Origin of the sequence: Paenibacillus sp. VTT E-133291 (assembly GCF_002264395.1) — a bacterium.
GTDB classification, from domain to species: Bacteria; Bacillota; Bacilli; order Paenibacillales; family Paenibacillaceae; genus Paenibacillus_AQ; species Paenibacillus_AQ nitricinens.
The window spans coordinates 65,770-89,177 of the sequence record NZ_NFVA01000006.1 but is presented as its reverse complement, the minus strand read 5'-3'; the positions used below and the strand labels follow the sequence as shown (position 1 = coordinate 89,177).

Below are 23,408 nucleotides of genomic sequence, written 5' to 3'. Positions count from 1 at the left end.
TCTTATTTATTTCTTAGGAGATTATTTTATTCAATTGATGTTGGAACAACAATAGTGTATGATACATAGTATAAAACACATACTGTATGATACACAGTAAATATAAACGTCTTCGGCCTCCTTTCAAGGACGAATAGCGTTTAAACGAGAAATATAATGAGGTGGGTGAATGAGTACTTTATTAAATTCTTTAATCACAGAGCTTAGGAGAGGTACGTTAACGCTAGCCGTTTTAAGTCAATTACGAACACCCCAGTATGGATATTCGCTCGTTCAATTGTTGGAGGAATCCAGCATCATCATCGATCAAAGCACCCTATATCCATTACTTCGCCGATTAGAGAAACAGGAATTAGTGACGAGCAGCTGGGACACATCCGAGAGCAGACCCCGTAAGTATTATGTTCTAAGTGACTATGGCGTAGAAATTTTTTTACAGCTAAAGGAAGAATGGCTTAAGAATTCGAAAGAACTTTACGGCCTATTACAAGGGGAGGATGACCATGAAGCTGATTGAGATTTACATTCATGAAGTTACTCGGAGGTTACCAGAACAAAATCGGGAAGACATCGCATTAGAATTACGATCAACCATCGAGGATATGTTACCGGATGATTATGACGAAAAAGAGGTAAAAGCCGTCCTTGCAAAATTGGGCAATCCAGCTATTTTAGCTAGTGAGTACCGCGATCAGCCCATGTATCTCATCGGCCCACGCTATTTCGATTTATATGTTACGTTATTAAAAATGATTATACCCATCGCTGTAGTTGTTTCTTTAATCGCTCTGGTTGCTGATTACTTGATTGGCTATAACGGCGATAAAACAGTTTCGGATATTGTTACTGCAGTTATAAGTACAGGAATTGGAACCTTCCTTGAAGTAGGAATCCAAGTCTTTTTTTGGATAACTGTTGTGTTCGCTATTATCGAACGGGCGGATAAAGGAAAGGAAGGTCATCCACTTACTACAAAATTAAGGAAATGGACTCCTGATGATTTGAAGGATATCGCGCTTGTCCATAAGAAAAAAGCAATTACAAGCTTCGAAGTGTTCGGAAGTTTACTGTGGACTGCCATTTGGGCTACTGTTTATTTTAATGCTGAACACCTGATCAGAGTCTATAGAGGCGGTGAAGGCGCACTTAACTTCGTAGCCCCAGCTTTTAATCAGCATGTGTTACTTGATTATTGGCCTATTATTCTTATTGTGATCGGATTAGAAGTCGCATTAACTATATATAAATTAATCAAGAGACAATGGACTAGAGAATTAGCATTATGTAATACGGCCCTCGAGCTTTTAGTACTTATTGTATTCGCTATTATCCTTATTAATCCGAATGTATTTAACCAAGAATTCATTAACTACATGTCTAATTTATTAACTACTACAGCTAACCAGTTTGAAACGGGGCTAGTAGGTGGAGGAATAGCAGTCTTGATTTTAATTGCGGTCCTCAATATATATGAAGGCTTCCGCAAGGCCCGCCTCTGATATTTCCAACAAAATGAAACAGATCCTAAGGTGAATCCCTAGGATCTGTTCTCATAAGAGATATAATAGTGAATAACAACTATACAAAAAGTTCAAGCTCAACAACCGTATCCATCTCGTCGGGAAGCTTAGCCCCTTTTAATGTAATAAACGCTCCGCCGTCAACATCCGAATATTCCTCAGCCATCCACGGCACCTCCACCTTTAGTTCGGTACCATCACGTAGTAATCTAGCCTTTTTAATCTTCCCTTTCAAGCCTTGGAAATAGATCGGGCCAATTCCACGGTCGTAGACGTGCGCATACAACTTGTTGCCCTTTTGCGTATAACGACCCCACTCTGGCTTAGCAAGCAATGAGCTGCCGCAGCCATAAATACTGTCACCATTCAGGCGCATCCACTCGCCCACTTCATCAAGGATGACAAGTGATTCCCGTGTCATTTCACCTTTAGCATCAGGTCCAACATTAAGGAGGAGATTACCATTCTTACTGATACATTCGACCATTGAGCGAATGATCTGCTGGGTGGATTTATAATTTTTATCTTCGGAATGATAGCCCCAGTTATCATTAAGCGTAATGCATGCTTCCCATGGAACGGATTGGCCATTCACGTCAACAATCCCACCGGGAGGAATGATCTGCTCTGGAGAAAAGAAATCTCCAGCATATTCTTCTGGCTCGGCCGCGCGGATATTCCCACCTAAACGATTGTCGATAATAATATCCGGCTGGATAGAGCGAATCATACGGATTAACTCCGTTGCTTTCCATTTCTCTCCGGTCATATTGTCGTAGGAGAAGTCAAACCACATGATGTCGATTTTTCCATAATTCATCAACAGTTCCTTCACTTGCCCATGCATATACTCCAAGTATTGATCAAAATCAATCGGCTTGTCTTTAGCCGCTTCATTGTCCCGATCCGGATGAGCTTTATCGCCATATCCAGGGTAATCATCATGATGCCAATCAATAATAGAGTAATACAGACCTACAGCAATACCTTCAGCCCGGAAAGCGTCTACATATTCTCGAACGAGATCACGTCCAGCAGGCGTGTTAGTCGCTTTAAAATCTGTCAGCTTGCTATCAAACAAGCAGAATCCGTCGTGATGCTTGGTCGTAAGGACCGCATACTTCTGCCCCGCTGCTTTTGCTGCGCTGGCCCACTTCTTCGGGTCATATCGAGATGCGTCAAATTCATTGAAATACGTCATATAATGTTCTCTACTCATTCGCTCGTTTCCACGTATCCACTCACCTCGTGCTGGAATGGAATATAATCCCCAATGAATGAACATACCGAATCTATCCTGCAAGAACCATCTCGTTCTTTCTTCTCTTGTACCCATCTCTTCAGCCCCTCCGTTTTTGCTAGCTTTGATAAATGGTTCAGATAGTCTAGACGGTATGAAATAATGCCGCAGCGCCTATAAGACCTACATCATCCCTCAGACCTGCTGATTCAATAGTATAAGTTCCTTTATACGGCTTCATGACAAGTTCCTCTGTTTTCTCTCTCAGCGCCGGAAACAGTAGTGCACCAGCTTTGCTTACGCCTCCACCGATTACAATGCGATCAGGATTAAACGTATGTACCGCGTTAGCTAATCCAATCGCCATATAATGAATCGTTCGCTCAATCACCTCGACAGCCAGCGGATCTTTTAGTGCCATCGCTTCAAAGACATGTCGAGAATTAATCTTTTCACCACTTCTACTAGCCAGCTCTGTAATCATCGACGTTCTGCTCTCCATACTCCGCAGTGCCATGTCCCGAATCGCTGTACCCGAAGCAAATACTTCCCAGCATCCATATCTTCCACAGCTGCATTCCGTTCCGTTCGGGTCAATAATATTATGGCCGAGTTCTCCTGCAAATGAGTTCGTTCCGAGCAGTAGCTCACCATCCATGACAATTCCAGCTCCAATTCCTGTGCTGAAGGTAACATACACCATGTTGTTCGAGCCTTTGCCAGCTCCTCTTACATACTCGCCCCATGCCGCAGCGTTCGCATCGTTTACTACTTTCACTTCTATGCCAAGTTCTGACTCCATCCAATGTTTCAGTGGAACATTATCCCATTCAGGAAGATTGGTACCGTGAATTACGATTCCATCCTGGCTGTTCACAGCTCCAGGAGAAGCCAGTCCGACCCCAATCAGCGGTCGGCCTTCGGATACAGAGCGGATCATTCCGATCATTCGCTGCACCACCTCTTCAGCGGTGCGCGCGCCAGCTGTCTCCATTAATTCCCGATTCAACACAGTACCCTTTGAATCGAATAATGCTGCGGCAATTTTTGTTCCACCTAAATCAATTCCTACTACATAGCTCTCAGCCTTATGCATAACCATTCACCTTTTCACTATCTATTATTAGCCGTTCGAATGAATATTCTTAGCTAACGCCCGCAGGGCTGCTGGATCGATTGGCGACAAAGCGTCTTTGCCATGACGAACAGCCGATCCAAAATGTACTTCTGTGACTCCAGTCTGTTGAATAAAAGATGTAATACCTTCTGGCTTCAAACCACTTCCAGCCAATATACTTATCGAACTACCTCTTGATTCCTCTACTAGCCTACGCATAGCGGGAATGGCATCAGGTGCCGGACCTGGTCCAGCAGAGGTAAGTATACGAGTGATTTGCGGGTAATTACAAAGCGTCCGATAACCTGCAATTTGGTCCTCCAGCTCGTCAAAAGCACGATGGAAGGTTACTTGTAAGCCATCTGTCAACGGCAATAATATTTCAAGCGCATGCTCATCAATCTTTTTTCCCGGTGTTAATGCGCCTAGAACAACTCCCGAAGCACCACTGGCTGCAATCTGCCTGATCTCTGCAGCCATAGTCAAAATATCATTCGTGGAATAGATGAATGATCGACTGTGCGGACGGACCATAACAAAGACAGGAATGCTAACCGATTTGACTACCTGCTCCACCAACCCTATTCCTGGTGTTAATCCACCTTCCGTAATGGCAGTAATGAGCTCAAGACGATCTGCGCCATTCGCCTCAGCCGTTAGAGCATCATCCATACAAGTAGCGATAATTTCCAATCTCATAACTTTCACCCACTCTTCCAGTTGTTAATGATGCACTTGCTTCATAACATAATCGGCGAGCAGGCGTGCACCATATCCCGTCGCTCCAGCTTCTGAGTATCCCACATCCTGTTTGTACTGTACCGTCCCAGCCATATCAATATGAACCCAGCTCATCGATTCTGCTACAAAGCGCCGAATAAATAAGGCTGCTGTAATCGCACCTGCAAAGGGGGAAGTACTTACATTGCGGAGATCAGCGTAATTACTCTGGAGATCTGCTTCATATTCATCCATTAACGGCATGGGCCACAGTCGTTCTCCATTGCGCTCACCGATCTCCACTAGGCTCTGCGTTATATCAACATCACCCCATATGCCCGCGATGCCTAATCCGAGCGCCGCACCGACATTTCCAGTTAGGGTAGCAATATCAATAGCTTGCTTTGCTCCGATATTTGCGGCATGAATAAGCGCATCCGCTATGATAAGTCGACCCTCGCCATCCGTATTCGCAACCTGAACGGTTAGCCCGTTAGGGTAGCGGATAACAGAAGAAGGTAACATCGCCTTAGCATCTGGCACATTATCAACGACTGGAATAAGTGCGGTCACATTTACATTGGCATGCTTCCTTATCAAAATATCCATAGCCCCAATTACAGCAGCCGCACCACCCATATCCATGCGTGCATCGCTGATATCGCTAGCCGTCTTCACATTCATGCCACCTAAGTCAAAGGTTACACCTTTTCCTACCAGTGCTAACATCGGTAAGTCAGGGTTACTCTTGTAACGAATTTCAACAAGGGCTGGAGCGTGCTTACTTCCTGCTCCAACTGCGAGCAACCCATTCATCTGAAGTTCCACAAGCTCCTGTCCTCGATAGATATGGACTTTCAAAGCAGCATCATCACGGTCGAAAAATTCTGCCATCCATTCCGCAAAACGGTCAGGATTCAGTGTACCAGGTACCTCATTCACAAGATCACGAGCAACTACGGCACCTTCTGCGCGTATCTGTGCAGAAACCCGTACAGCTTCCATTTCAATTGATGATAGGTCAGGCCAATCAATCGATTGAAGCTGTAAATCAACAGAGCCTTCCACCTTGGTAGTTCCCCGATAAGTTTGAAAACGGTATAAGCCGAGAATCCAACCTTCTATCCAAGCTTGTAATTCATCAGCAGCAGAAATATCCCTATTCCTATTTATTGCCTCGGATGCTAAGCGAACAAGTGAAGCACTACTTCGTCCTTCCTTCAGAATTGCACGAGCAGCAGATCCACCCGCTCGGCGAATCCTCTCAAGCGTAAAATCCTTGCGCTTTCCCATTCCTACCGCTAACACATCAGACTCTTCCTCAGTGCGAGCATGTAACCAAGTCACACTGCTGCACTGTTTGTGGGACGCTCCCAGCCTAAAAGGAAAAGACTCCTCTTCATAAGCTAAATAGACACTAGTATCCGCCACATTAGCGGAATCGAATAAGATATTCATCGCTGTCCCTTCTTTTCCGTAAAGTGATCTCACAATTTCAGTTACCGCTCTAATTTCAACATTTCTTCATCAAATAAATGACATGCAACCTCATGACCTGGTTCGACTTCTCGAAATATCGGAACATGCTGCTTACAGATTTCCATACAGGAAGGACATCTTGTGTGAAAACGGCATCCCGACGGTGGATCAACCGGACTTGGAAGATCTCCCTTCAGAATAATGCGCTCCTTCTTTAAGGCAGGATCGGGTACAGGTACAGAAGATAGCAGTGCTTGTGTGTATGGATGCATTGGACGATCATACAAGGTATCTTTATCCGCCGTCTCTACGAGGGAACCCAGATACATAACTCCGATTCGATCACTAATATGCTCAACAACACTTAGATCATGTGAAATGAATAAATACGTCAGGCCATACTCTTCCTGCAGATCCTGCAACAGATTTAGCACTTGTGACTGAATCGAAACATCCAGTGCTGACACAGGTTCATCTGCCACGATTAAGCTTGGGCGTACAGACAATGCCCGGGCGATTCCAATCCGTTGTCGCTGTCCACCGCTGAACTCAAAAGCGTAGCGCTCGGCGTGAATACTATTTAATCCCACGGTCTCTAGTAACTCGCATGCTAGTTTATCCCGTTCTTTGGACGAGAGCTTTGTATGAATAAGCAGAGGTTCAGCCACAAGATCCTTCACCTTCATTCGTGGATTAAGCGAAGCATAAGGGTCTTGGAACACCATCTGTATATCTTTACGAATAGGACGCATTTGATTGTCTGAGATATGGCTAATATTTTGACCCTTAAACCACACTTCACCGTCATTCGGCTCCAGCAAGCGAGTCACCAATCTTCCTGTAGTAGATTTACCACAGCCACTTTCACCTACAAGACTGAACGTTTCTCCTTTACGTATAGCGAATGAGATCCCATCAACTGCGTGCAAATATCTAGTAGTTCCGAAAAAGCCCTTCTTCACCGAAAAAAACTTCTTCAGACTTTTAACTTCAATGAGTGGAGTCTCCTTCACAAACCTTCCCCTCCTTCCGTGTTCTCCTGCTGTGTAAGCCAACAACGACTCTTTCGCTCTAGTCCCTCAATCGGAAGTAACTCTGGCTCCTGCGAGAGACAGCGCTCTGTGACATAATCGCAGCGAGGTGCAAACTTACAGCCCGTTGGCATTTGTGAAAGGTCAGGTACATTCCCTTTAATGGAATCCAAGCGACGTACGTTTTGACGCAGCTTTGGAACGGATTGTATTAAACCCTTCGTATACGGATGCTGCGGTCTTGCAAATAGTTCATGAACGGAAGCTTCCTCCACTACACGGCCAGCATACATTACAACTACACGATCACATAGTTCAGCTACAACCCCAAGGTCATGGGTAATGAGCAGCATCCCCATATCCTGTTCTTCTTTCAGGTGCTTCATTAGATCAAGGATTTGAGCTTGAATCGTCACATCAAGCGCCGTTGTTGGTTCATCTGCAATCAGCAGTTTCGGGTGGCAAGACATCGCCATCGCAATCATTACACGCTGCCTCATACCGCCAGAGAGCTGATGCGGATATTCATCCACCAAATCTTCCGCACGTGGTATACCAACTAACCGCAACATATGAATGGCATGTTCACGGGCCTTCTTCCGACCATAACCAAGATGCAACATGATCGGCTCCATCAATTGCAAGCCAATCTTCAGCACAGGATTAAGTGAAGTCATCGGCTCCTGGAAAATCATCGCCATTTCATTTCCCCGTATCTGGCGCATCTCTTTGTCCGTAACCTTTGTTAGATCCGTTCCCTCGAAACGAACAGAACCGCCAGAAATTCTGCCTGGCGTATCCTTAAGAAGCCGCATAATCGACAGTGAGGTAACACTTTTGCCACAACCGGATTCTCCAACTAGACCCAGCACTTCACCTTTCTTAATCACAAAGTCAACACCTGCAACTGCCGTTATACTTCCATCGCCGCGTTTAAACTCCGTTTTCAGCCCTTGTACTTCCAGCAAATTTTGAGTCATGTCTTGTCCCTCCTTAGTTTTTCATTTTGGGATCAAGAGCATCGCGCAGTCCGTCCCCGACCAGGTTAAATGCAAGTACTGTCAAAAATATAGCTAAACCCGGAAAATAAACGATATGTGGAGCAATACTTAAATAATCGCGCCCCATGCTTAACATTGCCCCCCAATCGGGCTCCGTTGGCTTCGCACCCATTCCAAGAAAGCTTAATGACGCAGCGGCTAAGATTGCCCCGCCAATTTTCATGGATAGATTAACGATAATACTAGGGACCGTTTCAGGAAAAATATGTCGCCAAATGATTCGGCGATTCTTCGCACCCATTGAACGGGCTGCTTCAACAAACAACGTTTCCTTCGCAGACAATGTTACGCTCCGGATAATGCGGGCGAACGAGGGTGTACCGAAGACTGCAACTGCAATCACAACGTTGGATAAACCAGGCCCAAGTATAGCGACGATCCCAATGGCAAGCAGTAAATCAGGGAATGAGAACAATACGTCACTGCCACGCATAATAATCCGATCCAACCAACCGCCATAATATCCACTGATAAGGCCAAGGATGGTTCCAAGTACACCCGCAATCAATACGGAACTCAGGCTGACCGCCAAAGTCAACCTTGTACCATCAATTAAGCGACTTAGAATATCACGGCCGTATTCATCCGTTCCCGCCCAATGCTTGGCAGACGGGCCCTGCATTAGCGCATCATAGTTCGGTTCATCTGGATTATAAGGGGTCAGAAATGGCCCGAAAATGGCAATTAAAAAAAGCAATATGATAAAAAATGCAGCCACAAGGGGCATCTTTTGTTTGCTGAACTTGCGAATAAAAACACCCGCGCGGCCTTTTGTTTTCTCCGGGGCTATTACCTCTCCGGGTATAGGGGAATTAGTTCCCATTACCGCCGAATTGTCGCTCATGATATCCCTCCTAATCCTATATTCACCCTCCAGAAAACTATCGTAATTCTGTTTCTCAGTTACTCTAGCTTACTGAGAAAACCTGATTTTCGGATTAAGTACGCCATACAATAAATCTACAATTAAATTGATAAGGATAAATTGTGTTGAAAACAGCAGCAGCAAAGCTTGAATAACTGTATAATCCCGGAACAAAATGGAATCCACCAGCAGTCTTCCAAGACCAGGAATACTGAAAACTGTCTCAACCATTACCGATCCACCAAGCAAGAACCCAAATTGAAGTCCAGCTACAGTAACGACCTGAATAAGAGAATTACGCAGCGCATGCCTGCTAATAACAACATACTCGCGTAAGCCTTTCGCACGTCCTGTTCGGATATAATCCTCCCGTAACGTTTCTAGCATCGATGACCGAGAGTAACGAGCCAGCATCGACATAATCCCCATTCCAAGTGTAATGGAAGGAAGAATATAAGACTTCCAGGAATCCACACCACCGGTCGGAAACCAGCCAAGCTCTACCGAGAAAATCTGAATGAGTACCAAACCTAACCAGAATCCAGGGATCGACATCCCTGACATGGCTGTCAATGTGCCTAAGTGATCAGGCCATCTATTGCGATAAACCGCTGAAATAACACCAATTAGAAGACCAATGACAAGCGCCCAAGCCATACTGAGAAACGTTAACCACAAGGTAGGCATTACTCTACTTTCTAGCATATCGGTTACTGGAATCCCTGATCGAATCGAATTGCCCAGATTACCACTCAGTAGATCGCTCATGTAGTTTATGTATTGATTCCACAGCGGCAGATTGAGACCTAGTTGCTCTTGAATGCCATGAATCTCTTCAAGTGTGGCGTCTTTACCCGCAATAAGCCGGGCCGGATCGCCCGGAATTAAGTGAATAAACAGAAAGACTAATACCGATACAATGAATAGCAACGGAATAACCCCGAGGAGTCTTTGTAAAGCATATCTACCCAACTCATAAGCCCCCTTCAGTATCGACAAATAATTTAACTGAGGCCGCCTCCTACCATTCTTAAGAAGCGGCCTCGTTCAATTCTTGGGAAATTAAATCTTGCGTTTGACTTGAATTATTTCACTTCTGCATTTAGGACATTAATGGAACCATCCGGGAAGACTTTAACACCTTCCAGATTAGATCTTTTGCCTGAGATGATTTGGTCAACGCCCATGAATGCCCAAGGAGCATCTTCCCATACTGTTTTTTGAATATTTGCATAAATAGATTTAGCCGCTTCTGGATCAACAGATTTGTTTGCTTCCGCAATCCATTTATCTACATTTTCATTTTTATAATAAGCTGTATTCGAGCCAGCTGGTGGGAACATTTCACTACTGAACAAACCTCTAGTAGCACCATCTGCATCACCGGAGGATGGAGACCAGCTGACATACCACATTTGAATTTTTGCTTCTTCAGGTGTTTTAGCAGCATTAATTTGGTCAGACAATGTACCGCCTTCCATAGACTTCACTTCTACCTTGATGCCTACAAGTGCTAGCTGTTGTTGAATAAATTGCATACCCTTCATGGTTTCAGATTCGTTTTCTCCCCAAATTTCGGTTTCGAATCCGTCTGGATACCCCGCTTCAGCAAGCAGTTGCTTAGCTTTTTCAATGTCATAGTCATAACCTGCTTGTTGGGAGTAATATTGTGTTTTGGAAGACATCGTGGAATCAAGCTTAGCGCCAAGACCCGATTTCACAACCTTGATATATGCTTCTTTGTTGATAGCATAGTTAATGGCTTGACGTACCTTTACATCATCGAAAGGCTTTTTCATCGTATTTAACGTTACATAACGAACAATGGTAGAATCGATGGTATCTACAGTAATTCCTTCAAGACCTTCAACCTCGGATACTTGCTCGGTTGGCATTGGATAAATGAAATCAGCCTCACCAGTTTTTAGCATCGCAATCCGTGATCCATTCTCTGGTACAGGTCTAAAGGTGATACTGTCCACTTTCGGCAAGTCTTTTTGCCAGTAATCCGCATTCTTCTCAACAACTAGACGATCACCTTGCACCCACTCTTTGAACTTAAATGGGCCAGTACCTACAGGTTTTTTTGAAATATCGGCCCCATTCTCTGTTATAGCTTTAGGGCTAATGATAGGCGCCATTGCAACCTTGTTTAAAAATGCGTTGTATGGCTCGCTGAGTGTAATAACCACGGTTTTGGCATCAGGAGTCTCCACTTTGGCCACCTTGGCGAAGCTTTTGCGCAGTCTCAGATTATTCTTCTCATCCTGAATACGGGCAATATTCACCTTCACTGCTTCGGCATTAAAATCAGTGCCGTCTTGGAATTTAACGTTTTCTTGCAAAGTAAATGTATATACCAATCCGTCTTCACTAATAGTGTGGCTTGAAGCAAGAACAGGAACAACGTTCATATTCTCATCAAAACCCATTAGACCTTCGTACATCGTTCTGGCAGCGCTGATTGAATGTGTATCGCTTGCGTTATGAGGGTCCAGCGTAATAAAGTTAGAATTGATGGCAATTACAATGTCTTTATCATTTTTTGTAGTTGGGGTGCTAGTTTCAGTTCCACCAGCGGTATTGCCGCCTTGTCCCTCGTTGTTTGCTTTGTTGCCGCACCCTGCAGTCACTACTACTGTAATAAGCAGCAGCATGAACATTGACCATACTTTTCCTTTGACTTTCATGTTATACACTCCCCTTTAGAAACGATGTATTAGAAAAGCTCCCAGTCCAATTATTCATGAGACTTGAAGATTATTCTCGATCCTTATAATCAGACTTCCCATTGGAATACAGCACGGCGTTCGCCTACAACTGTGCCGCCATCATTAACAATAGTGTTCGGCACGAGTGCGTATAAACGATCAATCGTATCTTGATTGCTATAGCCTAAACGTTCCAGAATCGATGCGATGATACAAGGCCAGACTTGCTCAGAACCATCGGATACTTTTAGCGAGATACCGATTCGCTCCTTTCGGAGACCAATTCCATATACACCTTTAGCGCCGCCCTTTGCCGTAAGATTATCATCCTTTAGAAGCTCCGAGCAGACGAATTTCGTATCTGCAATCATCACTGGATTATCGTTCATAAGCTTTGCAGTCGCAGCAGCTGCGTTACGTATTTCCGTATTCTCAATCAAATCAGGACAGGCTAGCTTTAAATAGGAATAAGCGATTTTATGAAGAGGGAGTGCGAAGATAGGAAGACCACAGCCATCAATCCCTTGAGGAATGGATTCCTTCGATACTTCTGCGATATAAGCCATAATATCAATGATTTCCTGTTGCACGGGATGGTTAGGATCATAATAAGTATCTATATCCCAACCCATATATTTGCTAAGGCCCATTAACCCTGCATGTTTACCTGAGCAATTATGAAAGATTTTACGAGTCGGCTCATTCGCCCGATGGCGCTCTGCCTTGGCTTCCTCATTCAGCGGGTATGTAGAACAACAATGAAGTCCCTCTTCTTTTAAGCCCATTTTCTGAAAAAGAGATTCAAGTGCTTCAATATGAAAGGCCTCTCCCCGGTGCGAAGCAGTAAAGAGTGAGGCTTCCTTACTTGTCAAACCATAAACTTCATCGATCCGACGCTTCATAACCGGTAAAGCTTGGAATGGTTTAGCTGCTGAACGAAGATAGGTTATATGCTCCGGATTACCTGCTTTATACAAAATATTACCTTTCTCATCGACCACACTAACTGCACCGTAATGTACATTCTCTAGTAAGCCACCGCGATATTCTTCTACTAATGTTGTAAATCCCATCTGTACAGGCCTCCTTCGATGTATTTATTTTTAATCCAATGCGAAAAAACGATTTTGCGATAGTAGTCCAGATCCGATAATTACACCATTCTCGTTCAACATCGAACGATGAATGGTGAAAGACCCACGAAGGGGTTCCCATGTGAAGCGTGAAAGATATAGCTTCTCGACTGCTTCATAAACATCTGGAAATTTGTCAACGAGTTCTCCACTCAGGATCACACTATCGGGGTTATACATGCATACGACATTGTTGATGGTAATCGCCATATACATGAGTGCTCGCTCAATCAAATGAACCGCCCAATGCTCTCCTGCATCTTTTGCTTCAAACAACTCCTCGATTGAGCGAATCGGACGAATCCGATTGGCTTCTGACAACAATGAGCTGATATTAATATAGGTCTGTAAGCAACCCGCCTTACCGCACTCACACATCATTCCGTTAGGATCCACTGTCGTATGCCCTATTTCACCAGCACTGTTCATCACCCCGCGATAGATCTCTCCCTCAAGGATCATCGACGAGCCAACGCCTTGCCCGAAGCCCAATAGTGCGGTACGGACAGATCCAACAGCAGCACCTTTGAGATGTTCAGCAAGAGCTCTAACCTTCAGCTCATTATCCACAGCAATTTCAAAACCGGTTAGTTCCTTTAGGCGTTTAGCTAAGGGTACATTCTTCCATCCAAGCTGAACCGAGAAGACGACAATCCCTTCTTCGTTATTCACAATGCCAGGAAGTCCAACGCCAATACCGACGATTCGAGTTCTATCAATCACATGCTGCTGTGTCAGTTGTTCAATTGCTTCTTTGATTCGTTCCAGTGTCTTGTCTGGACTCTCGTCCGGAGTACGCGGATATTGCCTGCTGCAAAGAAGCTTACCTTGCAAATCTACGATACCTACAATCATAAGACTACGATCCAGTTCAACCCCAATCGACAACACAGAAGCGTCAACCATAGCAAGCAACGTTGATTTCCGACCTAATCCTGAAGATACCTGATCCGAATCCAGTAGATACCCTTGTTCAGTTAATTCCCCAACAATCCGACTTACAGTTGTAGGACTCATACCCGTTTGTTTGGCGATGGAAGCGCGAGAAATTGGTTGTTGATTTTTTATGATTTCGAAGACCGTCAAACGATTTTGCCGCTTCATAAAATCCTGATCGTGCTTTTTCACAGACATTCTCCTAATTATTTTCTTCAGTGCATTAATCAAACTAATAAAACTATAAAAACAAGAAAAAATTTGCCAATTAAGCTACGCTAATGTAATATTTGATTAAATTTCAGTTTAGTTTCTCCAGTGATGGGATTAATAATAAAGGCTCATTGATTGTATGTCAATATAAATGACATATTTTTTTATTCGAAATAAATGAAAGCGTTTAATATGTGATTTTTATAACAATCTCCTCAAATACATGACATAAACATAACACTAAAGACCAAAACGCTCTCATAATAGACGAGTGGAAACTATAAATAGGAAAAACTTAATTTAGAAGTGGTGGAAATATCTTAAAAACAAAAAGAGGTTTGGGATCGATGCAGAAGTTTTGTGAATCTGAATATTGGAAAAAGGGTAGAATTGTGCGCGGATTTAGTGAAATGGAGATTGCACCCGCATCAAAAGCAAGTTCTTCATATAGAAACCAACTTTTGATGCGAGTGTTAAAAAATTATTGAAACTCTACTGCCTTAACAGACGCGTCCTCTTGTATCAGTGACAACAATTTCACAGCATTAAACGATTCAGGAAATTTTACGATTATTTCTAAATTCAATTCGGAGGCAAGACTATTATTTTCAGCATGAAAGCTTAAAATGGTAATATTTTTTTCTTCAAGGAGCTGTTGAATTCTACTCACGGCTCCTTCTGAATTAGTCAGACAGATCACAATCTGTTGCGTTTTCGGTGAGGCCAGCCAACTGTATCGTCCATGCAAAATCTTTTGCCCGAGTAAGATAATAATTGTTGCTCCTCCACCCAGAATATATAGGCCCGATCCAATCGCCAGCCCTAGTCCCGCCGTTGCCCAGATCCCCGCTGCAGTTGTCAGGCCCTTCACAGTGTGTCTATGCATGAAAATCATTCCTGCACCAAGAAATCCCACTCCACTTACTACCTGGGCAGCTATACGTGCGGGATCGAGTTTAACATAGGACCAATCCGCTTGATCCTGAAATCCATATTTTGAAATGATCATCATAAGTGCAGCACCTAAAGCAACAATAAAATGCGTTCTAACTCCCGCTTCTTTCATCCGGCTTTTTCGTTCAAAGCCAACTAAAACACCACAAATTCCAGCTCCAACTACACGAAGTAAATATTCAAACTCCATACATAGTCCTTCTCTCCTTTTAATATTGCTATTTATTGTATCATAAACGGATTTCTATATTTCCCCCTCCTATATGATGGACATGATATTTAACATAGTTTGAGCATGCGCACAGTCACATCTGCAAAGATTTAACTGTGATACCTTTATAGCTGTTACTCCAGTAGACATTGTATAACGGTCTACAACTCGTGAAAGAGGTGCGTATATGAAACTGCCAACAATCCAATTTGGGCATATTAAATCCAAGGTTCCTGTAATTCAAGGGGGTATGGGCGTAGGCATATCCTTAAGTGGCTTAGCTGCTGCTGTAGCCAATGCAGGTGGGATCGGCACCATTTCTGGTACAGGAATCACCACTGATGAACTGAGAATGCATATTCGCAAAACAAGAGAGCTCTCAAAAGGGACTGGATATATCGGGGTGAACGTTCTATTCGCGATGAAGGATTTTGCCGAAAAAATGAAGGTCGCTTTGGAAGAAAAAGTGGACTTTATTATTTCTGGAGCCGGGATTTCCAGAGATATTTATGCTTGGGGTAAAGAGTATGGTACTCCTGTGGTGTCTATTGTTTCCTCCGCCAAATTAGCCAGAATATCCGAAAGACTTGGTGCCTCTGCAGTCGTAGTGGAAGGATTTGAAGCTGGGGGCCATTTGGGTACAGAGAGATCCATGTTCGAAATTCTTCCTGAGGTTGTAGAAGCCGTTTCGATTCCAGTAATTGCTGCTGGTGGAATTCTGACAGGAGAAGATATCGCAAAAGCCCTTCGGATTGGAGCTTCTGGTGTTCAGATGGGGACTCGTTTCGTGGCGAGCCATGAATGTGATGCTCCACTGGCCTTTAAGCAAAAATATGTAGATGCCCAGCAAGGTGATACTATTCTAATTAAGTCTACAGTGGGGCTAGATGGCAGAGCAATTCGTAATGAATTCACAGAACGCATTAGTGATGATGCCAAATTAAAAATAGCCAAATGCTCTAATTGTCTAAAGGTTTGTTCTCATCGCTTTTGTACCATGGAATCTCTGCTAACTTCCCTTAGGGGAGATGTTAAGAACGGGTTAGTGTTTGCCGGGTCCAGAGTTCATGAGATTAAAGAGATATTGTCCGTACAGCAGATAATCGACAATTTAATGCATGAGTATCAAGGAGCATTGAACCCCGCAACTTAAGATTATAATACGATGCTTATGCGATAATACAGATAAAATAAGAGCCCTTTGTTGTATGCAACAAAGAGCTCTTTTTAAAAGGCGTTAAATATAAGTTGATTCTACATCAACATCGCCTTACATCATTCCACGAGTATTAGAAATGCCCTCTTGTTGATGACAGCTCTTATACATTTGTTCTAGCTCGGAATCACCTAAGTTAGGATGTCTTTCTTTCATAAAAGGCAACATCTCTTTAAAAGTGCTTGGAGCAAACCCGGCAGCATAAGCTGCTGTTCCAATTCCAAATGACAAAATAACTACACAGATTACTGCAAATACTCCTCTTTTCAAAAAAACCATCTCCTACTTTATAATACGGAAAAAATCAATACGAAAAAAATTTGCTGAAACCAACATGCACATCAGACCCATTCCCATAACTAGAATGGCTATAATCCAATCCGCTTTTTTCATATTCATCCTCCCGTGCCATCGAACATCCTGAATCCAATGAATAGTGGGGTTCAATAATATTAATGATTATAGATAAATATTGTGTGGAAACTATGTGGGACATGCTTAAGAGTTTAATTTTTGTCAATTTCGTGAAATTAATCACTACATATTCATTTGTTCATACTGCGTTCTTATTTGCAAGATATGATTTCAATATAACAATAAACATAAAGGAGTCATGATCATGAAAAAATTGTATTACACTTCTTTTTTCTATGCCATTCTTGGTTTGATAGCGGGTGTTGCTTATCGTGAAATTACCAAAATGAATGATTTTGAAGGAAACACCATCTTAGTTGCACTTCATACTCATATCCTTGTACTGGGCTTCTTCTTCTTTATAATCGCATTGATCCTGGCCAAGTTATTTAACATCCATGAGGCTAAATCCTTTGGTGCATGGTACATTGTATATAACATTGGTCTCCTGATCACGATCGGTACTATGGCCACTCGCGGGATGCTGCAAATTAACGGGACTGATATCAGCTTCTTACCGCATATTGCAGGTCTCGGCCATGCCATAGTAGGTGCTGGTATCATCTGGCTACTAATTCTGCTCGGTAGACGAATTAAATCATAGGGAAAGAGCTGCTGGATCTTATTCCAGCGGCTTTTTTGATTAGTCATATTTAAGTTCATACCAAATGAGACTATAAGTATATTTGTTTATACACTGGTAAATGATACAATATGGAAGTCGCGAGATATCTTAAATTTTAACTTTAAACTATGCTTTCGATGCCACCAAAACTTTTAAGGAGTGAAGTAATGTCTATCGATGTTTATCTGAATTTCAACGGGAATTGTCGTCAAGCTGCAGAATTTTACGCGGAGGTGTTTGGTGTTGAACGTCCACAAATCATGACCTTTGGCGAAACACCACCCGATCCCAATTTCACTCTTCCTGAAGAAGCCAAAGATTTAGTTATGCACACTCGCTTGAATATCGAAGGCAGTAATGTAATGTTCTCTGATGTTTTTCCAGGCATGCCTTTCGTGGAAGGAAACAACATAAGTCTTTCGGTAGTAAGTAAGGATTTGGATGGCATAAAAAAATATTTCCATAAGCTTAAAGAAGGCGGCAAAGTAGGCATGGAATTACAAGAAACCTTCTGGAGCTCGTGTTATGGCAGTCTAAAAGATAAATTCGGCATCGATTGGCAATTCAATTATGATGACGGACGAATGAATATGTAATAAAAATAACAACGAGTATGGAGTGGCTGCGAAACCTATTAATACAGGTGCGGCCTACCTCCAACTCGTTGTTTCTTGTTCAAGCGCTTAGTCCATAATCAAATCATATACACTAACCTTCCGAATCCGTCTTGCAACTAGCATGGATACCACATAAGCAACTACTAGAATGACCGCACACAGTAGAAGCACTTGAGGCAAACTAACCGCCAGCTGAACGTTATAGATGCCTAGACTTGAAAGCAATAATACAAACGCCGAATCCGAGAAAATATACCCCACTAAACTCCCCAGCACTACTCCAAATACAATCACCGGAAAAAGACTGAACGTAATCTGTGTCATTAGATTAAAGGTGGTATATCCGATACCTTTAAGAATGCCGAATTCCCGCTTACGTTTCATAATCAACGTCTTAATTACTAAATACAAAATTAGACTGACTACAAAAATCGTAACCACAGTAATCACCGCTGTCATAGAAGATACTGCTGAAGTAAATGTATTAAGTGTACTATCCATCGCTTCTCGAACGTTAGTAATGCTCCATTGTCCGGGGAAACGCGCTTCCAGATCCTTCGCAAAAGCATTGGAATCTCCCCCGTCTTTCAGATACACATTGATGGACTGAGGGGTGTACTCCGGTTGCAGTCTTTTCATTCCATCACCAGTCATGCTCGCTACCATCCCCAGTTGATTAATCTGCTGGCTTAGACCAGTGACTAAAAAATTCACCGTTACACCATTAAAAGTGACCGGAACCTCGTCCCCTACATTTATATTCTCCAATTTTGCAATAACACCGGAAATCGAAATTTCGTTATCATAAATGGGTTGCCTGCCTTTGTATGTTGTTTGTGTCTCCAGCTGGCTAAAATCGTCTGACACTCGAAGCATAAAGTTAGTATCTTTGATCGAAGCGGCCAGGCTATCCAATACAGTCAACTTTTTAACTATTGGCATAGCTTCTAATTCACTAAACATCCCCTGCTGCAGATCTCCGTTCTTTGGCAACAACATGAAATCGCTTCGTTCTATGCCTACCAACTTTATAACGGCGGAGGTATCTCCTTTAAAGTTGAAATTCAGTATAGAGCAAAAAATACTAGAAAAGGTTAATCCGGCAACAATCAATATGATCATCATATTCTGTTTCATCTGTCTTAATAAAGCTTTAAGGCTTAAGCTGAATTGCAGATTCATTCGGGATGTTTCGAGTGGAATAGGGTTCCGCTTGAAATTGTGAGCATGGATTCCGCTCTGCAAAGCAGCAATCGGAGTAATATTCCGAATTCGCCGGCTCGACAAATAAGTAACAATAGCAACCAGTCCAGAGACGACAACCAAACTAAGCGCTGCACTGCCCACTTCAAATGATACAGGCCACAGCAGCCCGATCGAAGACGAAATCATATTCCCTACCAAAGGCATAACTAACCCAGCTACCCCTCCTCCCGGAATAGCTGCGATGATGGAAACCGCGGTGAACTGAAGGAGAAGCGAGTTTTTGATCTGCCATGAGGTATAACCATTCGCCTTTAAAACACCGATGTTAGTCAAATTATCTTCAATATGTCCTAATATTTGAAACCGGATTACAATAAGCGAAATCAGAACCATAATAAGTGCAAATACGATCAAAATAGCTGCTAAAAGATTAACAAAAACACGGTTCCCTTCGAGTCCGACTTCCGCCCGCATTACTTGAAATGGACTCTTAATTCCTGAGGCAAAAATCCGCTCACTTATCATTTGTTCCAGCTTTACATCCTTTGAAGGATCGGTAACATCTGCTGATAGAAAGCTATACTGAGCTTCAGTTCCAAGACGTTCCTCCAATTGCTTATAGCCTTCATCATTTAGAAATACTTTTAAAGCTCCATTCGTTAACGTCCCTAGTAGCGGCTCCTCAATAAATCCGCCGATGGTATAAGAGAATTGGTTATTATTGTATACAAAAGAAAAGTTATCACCTAGCTCATACCCCGATCCTACATGGAATAAATAAGGCAGATAGATCAAGTTCGGATCCCTAGATTCGAGCGGGGTAATAGTCTTGAATAGTCCCATTGTCCGCGGTGTATCCGCATTGAGAATTATAAAAGCTACAGTAGTATCCGTTTCTCCATACTTCATTTTTGCGTCTGCTAATAGAATCGCTGCTTCATTCTCCCAAGATTCGGTATATGGATAACTATCCACAAGCCCCTCGTACTCTTTTAGATGATCATCTTTTGCAAAATATGCACTTAATTCTGGAGTCTTTAATTCAGTCATTTTTTCTTGCTGAAAAGAATTAAGCTTCAAGCTGACCGTGAGACCAATGTTCAACAGCAGCGCAGCTATCATGATCAATACGAAGAGCGTAATCGTTGCACTTTTTCTTTTGCGAATATTGGACCAAGCAAGTTTCCCTATTAAGCTTCTCATCCCTACCACCCCAATTCGGTCAGAAAGGACTGTAATTGCTGTTGCCGTTCAGGTCCACTATTTTCGCTATAAGGGGAAAGGCGCAAATCTCCAATGACTACTCCATCCTGCAGATACAAGATCCGATTACCACGCAGCGCAGTTTTGAGATCATGTGTTACCATAATTATGCTTTGCCCCTGCTTATTCACCTCGGTTAGGACACGCAGTACCCCTATTCCAGCTGAGCTATTTAGCGCTCCAGTTGGCTCATCAGCAAATACCGCTTTTGGACTGTTGATCAGGGCCCGGATAATTCCGGCACGCTGAGCTTCACCTCCAGAGATTTGCGCCGGAAACTTCCCCCAGATGGAGTCATCCAAGCCTACATCTAAGAGCAGCTTTTTGGCTTTTTCCACAGCCCCGGCCCTATCCTTTTGTACAAGAAAAGCACTTGATAATACATTGTCGAGGACACTCATTGAATCGAGTAGATGGATCTGCTGAAACACAAATCCACAGTTCTTCCGCCGGAATATCGCCAGCTGATCATTACTCATCGCCGTAATATCTTTACCTTCAAACAAAACCTCTCCAAGCGTTGGCTTATCCATTCCCGAAATGGCATACAGCAGTGTTGATTTACCAGAACCAGAGCTGCCCATGATAATCGTGAAATCACCATGATATAAGGTCAGATCTAGATTTTTTAATACATGCTGCTGAGTTCCTCCATGGGAGAAGGTTTTTCCAAGCTTATGGGTCTGCATCAATACTTTATTATTCACTTCGTTCATGTTGAACACTCCATTTACGTTCATGCTCATTAATTGCGTTAACAGTAACCCTTGCTCTCGCACAATATAATGGCTGCAATCACTGGCTGATTCGTAATTGCAACCTAATCGTACGTTAAATGTTCTTAACATGTCTTTGTGCAATCCTTAGCGAATTCTTAATTCTTTCCTGCTAAAGGAATCAGCAGCTTTACAGTAAATCCATCCTCCCGATTGGAGCATACAATATCGCCCTGCATTTTTTGCATCATATAACGAGAAATATACAGACCTAAGCCTGCACCGTTCTGGCTCACGGCTAAACTGCCCCGAAAAAATTTATTGAATATTAAAGGTAATTCCTCCTCTGGAACACCAGGACCGTAATCCAGAATATCAACCTCCAGATAATGATCCCTAATCTCGAATTTAATATCGATGTGTGTACCGGAGAAGGCATATTTATAGGAATTGTTCACTACATTATCGATGACCTGCTGCAGCCGTAATGGATCCGCCATAATGATGCAGTCTGGCACAGATGCAGCTGAAATTCGTTCGTAGAAGTTCACATTGTTTATAATTTGGGTGAGCAGATGACTATGCTCCTCCGTTAAGCTGACTTTTAGTTCATTCAGCTCCTCCAAGGTGGAATGGAACATGTCTGTGACCAAGCGATCAATCTGATCCGCTTTGGAATATAAGGTGTTTAGCTGTCTGCTTGTCTTCTCATCTCTTGCGCTTAATAACATCAGTTCCGTAATCGCCTTCATCGAAGCGACGGGGGTCTTAATATCATGACTAAGACTGGCAACCAGCTCCTTCTTACTCTTGTTCGCTAAATATTCACTATGCCTAGCCGCCGCAAGCTCTTCCCGCATCATATCGAAGCTTTCGGTAAAGGCACCAAATAGATGATTACGATCCATCGCAAGTGGCACTTCAAGATCACCTCTTGCGATATGGTTCGCAAATAGCTGCATTTTGCGAAATGGACGAAGAATGGATCTATTCAGGAACCAAATATAGAGGATGCCGAGAATTGTAAGCAAAAGCAGCATCGCAACAGAAACTTGTATAAATTGTTGTTTCATATGTATAAAAATCGTACGGTAATCATTATTAATAATTACTTTACCCACCAGCTGATCCTGAACAACAACGTCGACTAAGGTATCCCGATTATTGATAGCTTCGTTAATGCTAATGGAAATCGCATTTTCAGTCTGATATTTCAATTTACCAGACGTATCGATAATGGCGAAATCATAAGGACTTTCCATGTACAGTTTCGGATCAATTTTATCCCAATGCTTCTCTGTAAGCTTAACGATGGTATTGATCGCCACTCGGTCTGTGGAGGTCTCCACCTTCAAATTGAATATCAGGAATAAGAGAGTTATACTTGCAGCGAGTATTGTGAGCATTAGGGCCAGTAGCAATTTTTTAGTCATCGCTATTTATCCTCAAAAGCATAACCGATACCCCATACGGTACGGATGTACTGTGGATCGTTAGGATTCTGCTCAATCTTCTCACGAAGATGACGGATATGTACATTTAAGGTGCCATCTCCCGCAAAAACATCCCCCCATACCTCTGTAAATAGCTCCTCTTTAGCGATTACCCGATTTTTATGCTGGATCAAAAACTTAAGCAATTTATATTCCATTGTTTTCAGCTTGAGGGGTACGCCGTTAAGACTTGCCCTTCTGAGTTCGGGATCAATCTGGATGGGGCCGGATTCAAGAAAAGAGGACTCGGCTACAACTTCGTTGTTGTACCGTTTAAGCACCGCTTTTACTTTTGCCAGCAACACTCTCAGGGTATACGGCTTATGAATATAATCATCTCCCCCGATATCAAGTGCAATCAATACATCATCCTCACTGGAGCGGGCACTAATAAACAGGATGGGAATCCCGGTCGTCTGACGCAGCTCTTTGCATAACTGAAAGCCGGATTCACCGCCTAAATTAATATCAAGGAGTAACATCGACACCTGATGCTCACACAAAAAGTTCCGGCAGGCATCGGCGCTCGTAACAAATGCGGTTTGAACATCAAACAAATTAAAATATTCGCAGGTGGTCTCCGCAAGCTCAATTTCATCATCAATAATCAAACAATCATATCTCATCGATTTCTCTCCGCTTCAACAGAATTTATTAATATGTTAGA

22 protein-coding genes are annotated in these 23,408 nt (G+C 42.9%); 5 read left to right on the top strand and 17 right to left on the bottom strand.

All coding sequences use genetic code 11. The features are described 5' to 3' along the window. The first annotated feature begins 169 nt into the window (after positions 1–169). Positions 170–517 carry a PadR family transcriptional regulator gene (locus CA598_RS04520; RefSeq protein WP_076129886.1) on the top strand — a complete coding sequence of 116 codons (348 nt, stop codon included), beginning with the start codon at positions 170–172 and terminating at the stop codon, positions 515–517. Then, positions 504–1,499 carry an HAAS signaling domain-containing protein gene (locus CA598_RS04515; RefSeq protein ID WP_094873466.1) on the top strand — a complete coding sequence of 332 codons (996 nt, stop codon included), beginning with the start codon at positions 504–506 and terminating at the stop codon, positions 1,497–1,499. The genes CA598_RS04520 and CA598_RS04515 overlap by 14 nt, the downstream gene beginning before the upstream one ends. A 79-nt stretch (positions 1,500–1,578) precedes the next feature. Here the strand turns inward: CA598_RS04515 and CA598_RS04510 are convergent, their stop codons facing one another. From CA598_RS04510 to CA598_RS04455, 12 genes are all read right to left on the bottom strand, one after another. Then, positions 1,579–2,856 carry an alpha-L-fucosidase gene (locus CA598_RS04510; RefSeq protein ID WP_094875573.1) on the bottom strand — a complete coding sequence of 426 codons (1,278 nt, stop codon included), beginning with the start codon at positions 2,854–2,856 and terminating at the stop codon, positions 1,579–1,581. A gap of 49 nt (positions 2,857–2,905) precedes the next feature. Continuing rightward, positions 2,906–3,856, bottom strand: coding sequence for an ROK family protein (locus CA598_RS04505; RefSeq protein ID WP_094875572.1), 951 nt, complete (start codon positions 3,854–3,856; stop codon positions 2,906–2,908). A gap of 27 nt (positions 3,857–3,883) precedes the next feature. Next, the gene (locus tag CA598_RS04500) at positions 3,884–4,576 is read right to left on the bottom strand and encodes a copper homeostasis protein CutC (protein ID WP_094875570.1); all 693 of its coding nucleotides are present in this window, start codon (positions 4,574–4,576) and stop codon (positions 3,884–3,886) included. A 24-nt stretch (positions 4,577–4,600) separates the two neighbouring features. Beyond that, entirely contained in the window at positions 4,601–6,055 is a 1,455-nt protein-coding gene (locus CA598_RS04495; protein WP_094875569.1) for a leucyl aminopeptidase family protein, read from the bottom strand. Between the two features lie 41 nt (positions 6,056–6,096). Then, positions 6,097–7,089 carry an ABC transporter ATP-binding protein gene (locus CA598_RS04490; RefSeq protein ID WP_094875567.1) on the bottom strand — a complete coding sequence of 331 codons (993 nt, stop codon included), beginning with the start codon at positions 7,087–7,089 and terminating at the stop codon, positions 6,097–6,099. Next, a complete protein-coding gene (locus tag CA598_RS04485) occupies positions 7,086–8,087 on the bottom strand; it encodes an ABC transporter ATP-binding protein (protein WP_094870189.1) in 1,002 nt (333 codons plus the stop codon). Before CA598_RS04485 ends, CA598_RS04490 begins: the two co-directional genes overlap by 4 nt. A 13-nt stretch (positions 8,088–8,100) precedes the next feature. After that, complete coding sequence (locus CA598_RS04480) at positions 8,101–9,012, bottom strand: ABC transporter permease (RefSeq protein WP_094875565.1); 912 nt, start codon at positions 9,010–9,012, stop codon at positions 8,101–8,103. A 69-nt stretch (positions 9,013–9,081) separates the two neighbouring features. After that, entirely contained in the window at positions 9,082–10,005 is a 924-nt protein-coding gene (locus CA598_RS04475; RefSeq protein ID WP_094875563.1) for an ABC transporter permease subunit, read from the bottom strand. Positions 10,006–10,118: 113 nt separating this feature from the next. Beyond that, complete coding sequence (locus tag CA598_RS04470) at positions 10,119–11,723, bottom strand: glutathione ABC transporter substrate-binding protein (protein ID WP_094875561.1); 1,605 nt, start codon at positions 11,721–11,723, stop codon at positions 10,119–10,121. Positions 11,724–11,812: 89 nt separating this feature from the next. Continuing rightward, entirely contained in the window at positions 11,813–12,817 is a 1,005-nt protein-coding gene (locus tag CA598_RS04465) for an asparaginase (protein WP_094875560.1), read from the bottom strand. Between the two features lie 30 nt (positions 12,818–12,847). After that, complete coding sequence (locus CA598_RS04460; protein ID WP_256990354.1) at positions 12,848–14,011, bottom strand: ROK family transcriptional regulator; 1,164 nt, start codon at positions 14,009–14,011, stop codon at positions 12,848–12,850. 496 nt (positions 14,012–14,507) lie between these two features. Further along, entirely contained in the window at positions 14,508–15,170 is a 663-nt protein-coding gene (locus CA598_RS04455) for an MgtC/SapB family protein (protein ID WP_042189928.1), read from the bottom strand. 208 nt (positions 15,171–15,378) lie between these two features. Here CA598_RS04455 and CA598_RS04450 point away from each other — a divergent pair, with 208 nt between their 5' ends. Then, positions 15,379–16,344: an NAD(P)H-dependent flavin oxidoreductase gene (locus CA598_RS04450; protein WP_094875556.1), complete on the top strand. Its 966-nt coding sequence runs from the start codon at positions 15,379–15,381 to the stop codon at positions 16,342–16,344. 117 nt (positions 16,345–16,461) lie between these two features. Here the strand turns inward: CA598_RS04450 and CA598_RS04445 are convergent, their stop codons facing one another. Beyond that, positions 16,462–16,677 carry a hypothetical protein gene (locus CA598_RS04445; protein ID WP_234532155.1) on the bottom strand — a complete coding sequence of 72 codons (216 nt, stop codon included), beginning with the start codon at positions 16,675–16,677 and terminating at the stop codon, positions 16,462–16,464. Positions 16,678–17,026: 349 nt separating this feature from the next. Here CA598_RS04445 and CA598_RS04440 point away from each other — a divergent pair, with 349 nt between their 5' ends. Then, the gene (locus CA598_RS04440; protein ID WP_094875555.1) at positions 17,027–17,425 is read left to right on the top strand and encodes a DUF2871 domain-containing protein; all 399 of its coding nucleotides are present in this window, start codon (positions 17,027–17,029) and stop codon (positions 17,423–17,425) included. A gap of 188 nt (positions 17,426–17,613) precedes the next feature. Further along, positions 17,614–18,042 (top strand): VOC family protein, encoded by a 429-nt coding sequence (locus tag CA598_RS04435; RefSeq protein ID WP_042189935.1) that lies wholly within the window; start codon positions 17,614–17,616, stop codon positions 18,040–18,042. 87 nt (positions 18,043–18,129) lie between these two features. Here CA598_RS04435 and CA598_RS04430 read toward each other — a convergent pair whose 3' ends face one another. The 4 genes from CA598_RS04430 to CA598_RS04415 are packed head-to-tail and all read right to left on the bottom strand — an operon-like array spanning position 18,130 to position 23,367. Then, positions 18,130–20,472: an ABC transporter permease gene (locus CA598_RS04430; protein WP_094875553.1), complete on the bottom strand. Its 2,343-nt coding sequence runs from the start codon at positions 20,470–20,472 to the stop codon at positions 18,130–18,132. Positions 20,473–20,474: 2 nt separating this feature from the next. Then, positions 20,475–21,380 (bottom strand): ABC transporter ATP-binding protein, encoded by a 906-nt coding sequence (locus CA598_RS04425; protein ID WP_256990353.1) that lies wholly within the window; start codon positions 21,378–21,380, stop codon positions 20,475–20,477. Between the two features lie 26 nt (positions 21,381–21,406). Then, complete coding sequence (locus tag CA598_RS04420; RefSeq protein WP_094875550.1) at positions 21,407–22,681, bottom strand: HAMP domain-containing sensor histidine kinase; 1,275 nt, start codon at positions 22,679–22,681, stop codon at positions 21,407–21,409. Positions 22,682–22,683: 2 nt separating this feature from the next. Further along, a complete protein-coding gene (locus tag CA598_RS04415) occupies positions 22,684–23,367 on the bottom strand; it encodes a response regulator transcription factor (RefSeq protein ID WP_094870200.1) in 684 nt (227 codons plus the stop codon). Positions 23,368–23,408 lie beyond the last annotated feature (41 nt).

Coding starts and splice junctions, on each gene's coding strand:
- CA598_RS04520 (WP_076129886.1), top strand. CDS start 170: ATGAGTACTTTATTAAATTCTTTAATCACAGAGCTTAGGAGAGGTACG.
- CA598_RS04515 (WP_094873466.1), top strand. CDS start 504: ATGAAGCTGATTGAGATTTACATTCATGAAGTTACTCGGAGGTTACCA.
- CA598_RS04510 (WP_094875573.1), bottom strand. CDS start 2,856: ATGGGTACAAGAGAAGAAAGAACGAGATGGTTCTTGCAGGATAGATTC.
- CA598_RS04505 (WP_094875572.1), bottom strand. CDS start 3,856: ATGCATAAGGCTGAGAGCTATGTAGTAGGAATTGATTTAGGTGGAACA.
- CA598_RS04500 (WP_094875570.1), bottom strand. CDS start 4,576: ATGAGATTGGAAATTATCGCTACTTGTATGGATGATGCTCTAACGGCT.
- CA598_RS04495 (WP_094875569.1), bottom strand. CDS start 6,055: ATGAATATCTTATTCGATTCCGCTAATGTGGCGGATACTAGTGTCTAT.
- CA598_RS04485 (WP_094870189.1), bottom strand. CDS start 8,087: ATGACTCAAAATTTGCTGGAAGTACAAGGGCTGAAAACGGAGTTTAAA.
- CA598_RS04480 (WP_094875565.1), bottom strand. CDS start 9,012: ATGAGCGACAATTCGGCGGTAATGGGAACTAATTCCCCTATACCCGGA.
- CA598_RS04470 (WP_094875561.1), bottom strand. CDS start 11,723: ATGAAAGTCAAAGGAAAAGTATGGTCAATGTTCATGCTGCTGCTTATT.
- CA598_RS04465 (WP_094875560.1), bottom strand. CDS start 12,817: ATGGGATTTACAACATTAGTAGAAGAATATCGCGGTGGCTTACTAGAG.
- CA598_RS04460 (WP_256990354.1), bottom strand. CDS start 14,011: ATGTCTGTGAAAAAGCACGATCAGGATTTTATGAAGCGGCAAAATCGT.
- CA598_RS04455 (WP_042189928.1), bottom strand. CDS start 15,170: ATGGAGTTTGAATATTTACTTCGTGTAGTTGGAGCTGGAATTTGTGGT.
- CA598_RS04450 (WP_094875556.1), top strand. CDS start 15,379: ATGAAACTGCCAACAATCCAATTTGGGCATATTAAATCCAAGGTTCCT.
- CA598_RS04440 (WP_094875555.1), top strand. CDS start 17,027: ATGAAAAAATTGTATTACACTTCTTTTTTCTATGCCATTCTTGGTTTG.
- CA598_RS04435 (WP_042189935.1), top strand. CDS start 17,614: ATGTCTATCGATGTTTATCTGAATTTCAACGGGAATTGTCGTCAAGCT.
- CA598_RS04430 (WP_094875553.1), bottom strand. CDS start 20,472: ATGAGAAGCTTAATAGGGAAACTTGCTTGGTCCAATATTCGCAAAAGA.
- CA598_RS04425 (WP_256990353.1), bottom strand. CDS start 21,380: ATGTTAAGAACATTTAACGTACGATTAGGTTGCAATTACGAATCAGCC.
- CA598_RS04420 (WP_094875550.1), bottom strand. CDS start 22,681: ATGACTAAAAAATTGCTACTGGCCCTAATGCTCACAATACTCGCTGCA.
- CA598_RS04415 (WP_094870200.1), bottom strand. CDS start 23,367: ATGAGATATGATTGTTTGATTATTGATGATGAAATTGAGCTTGCGGAG.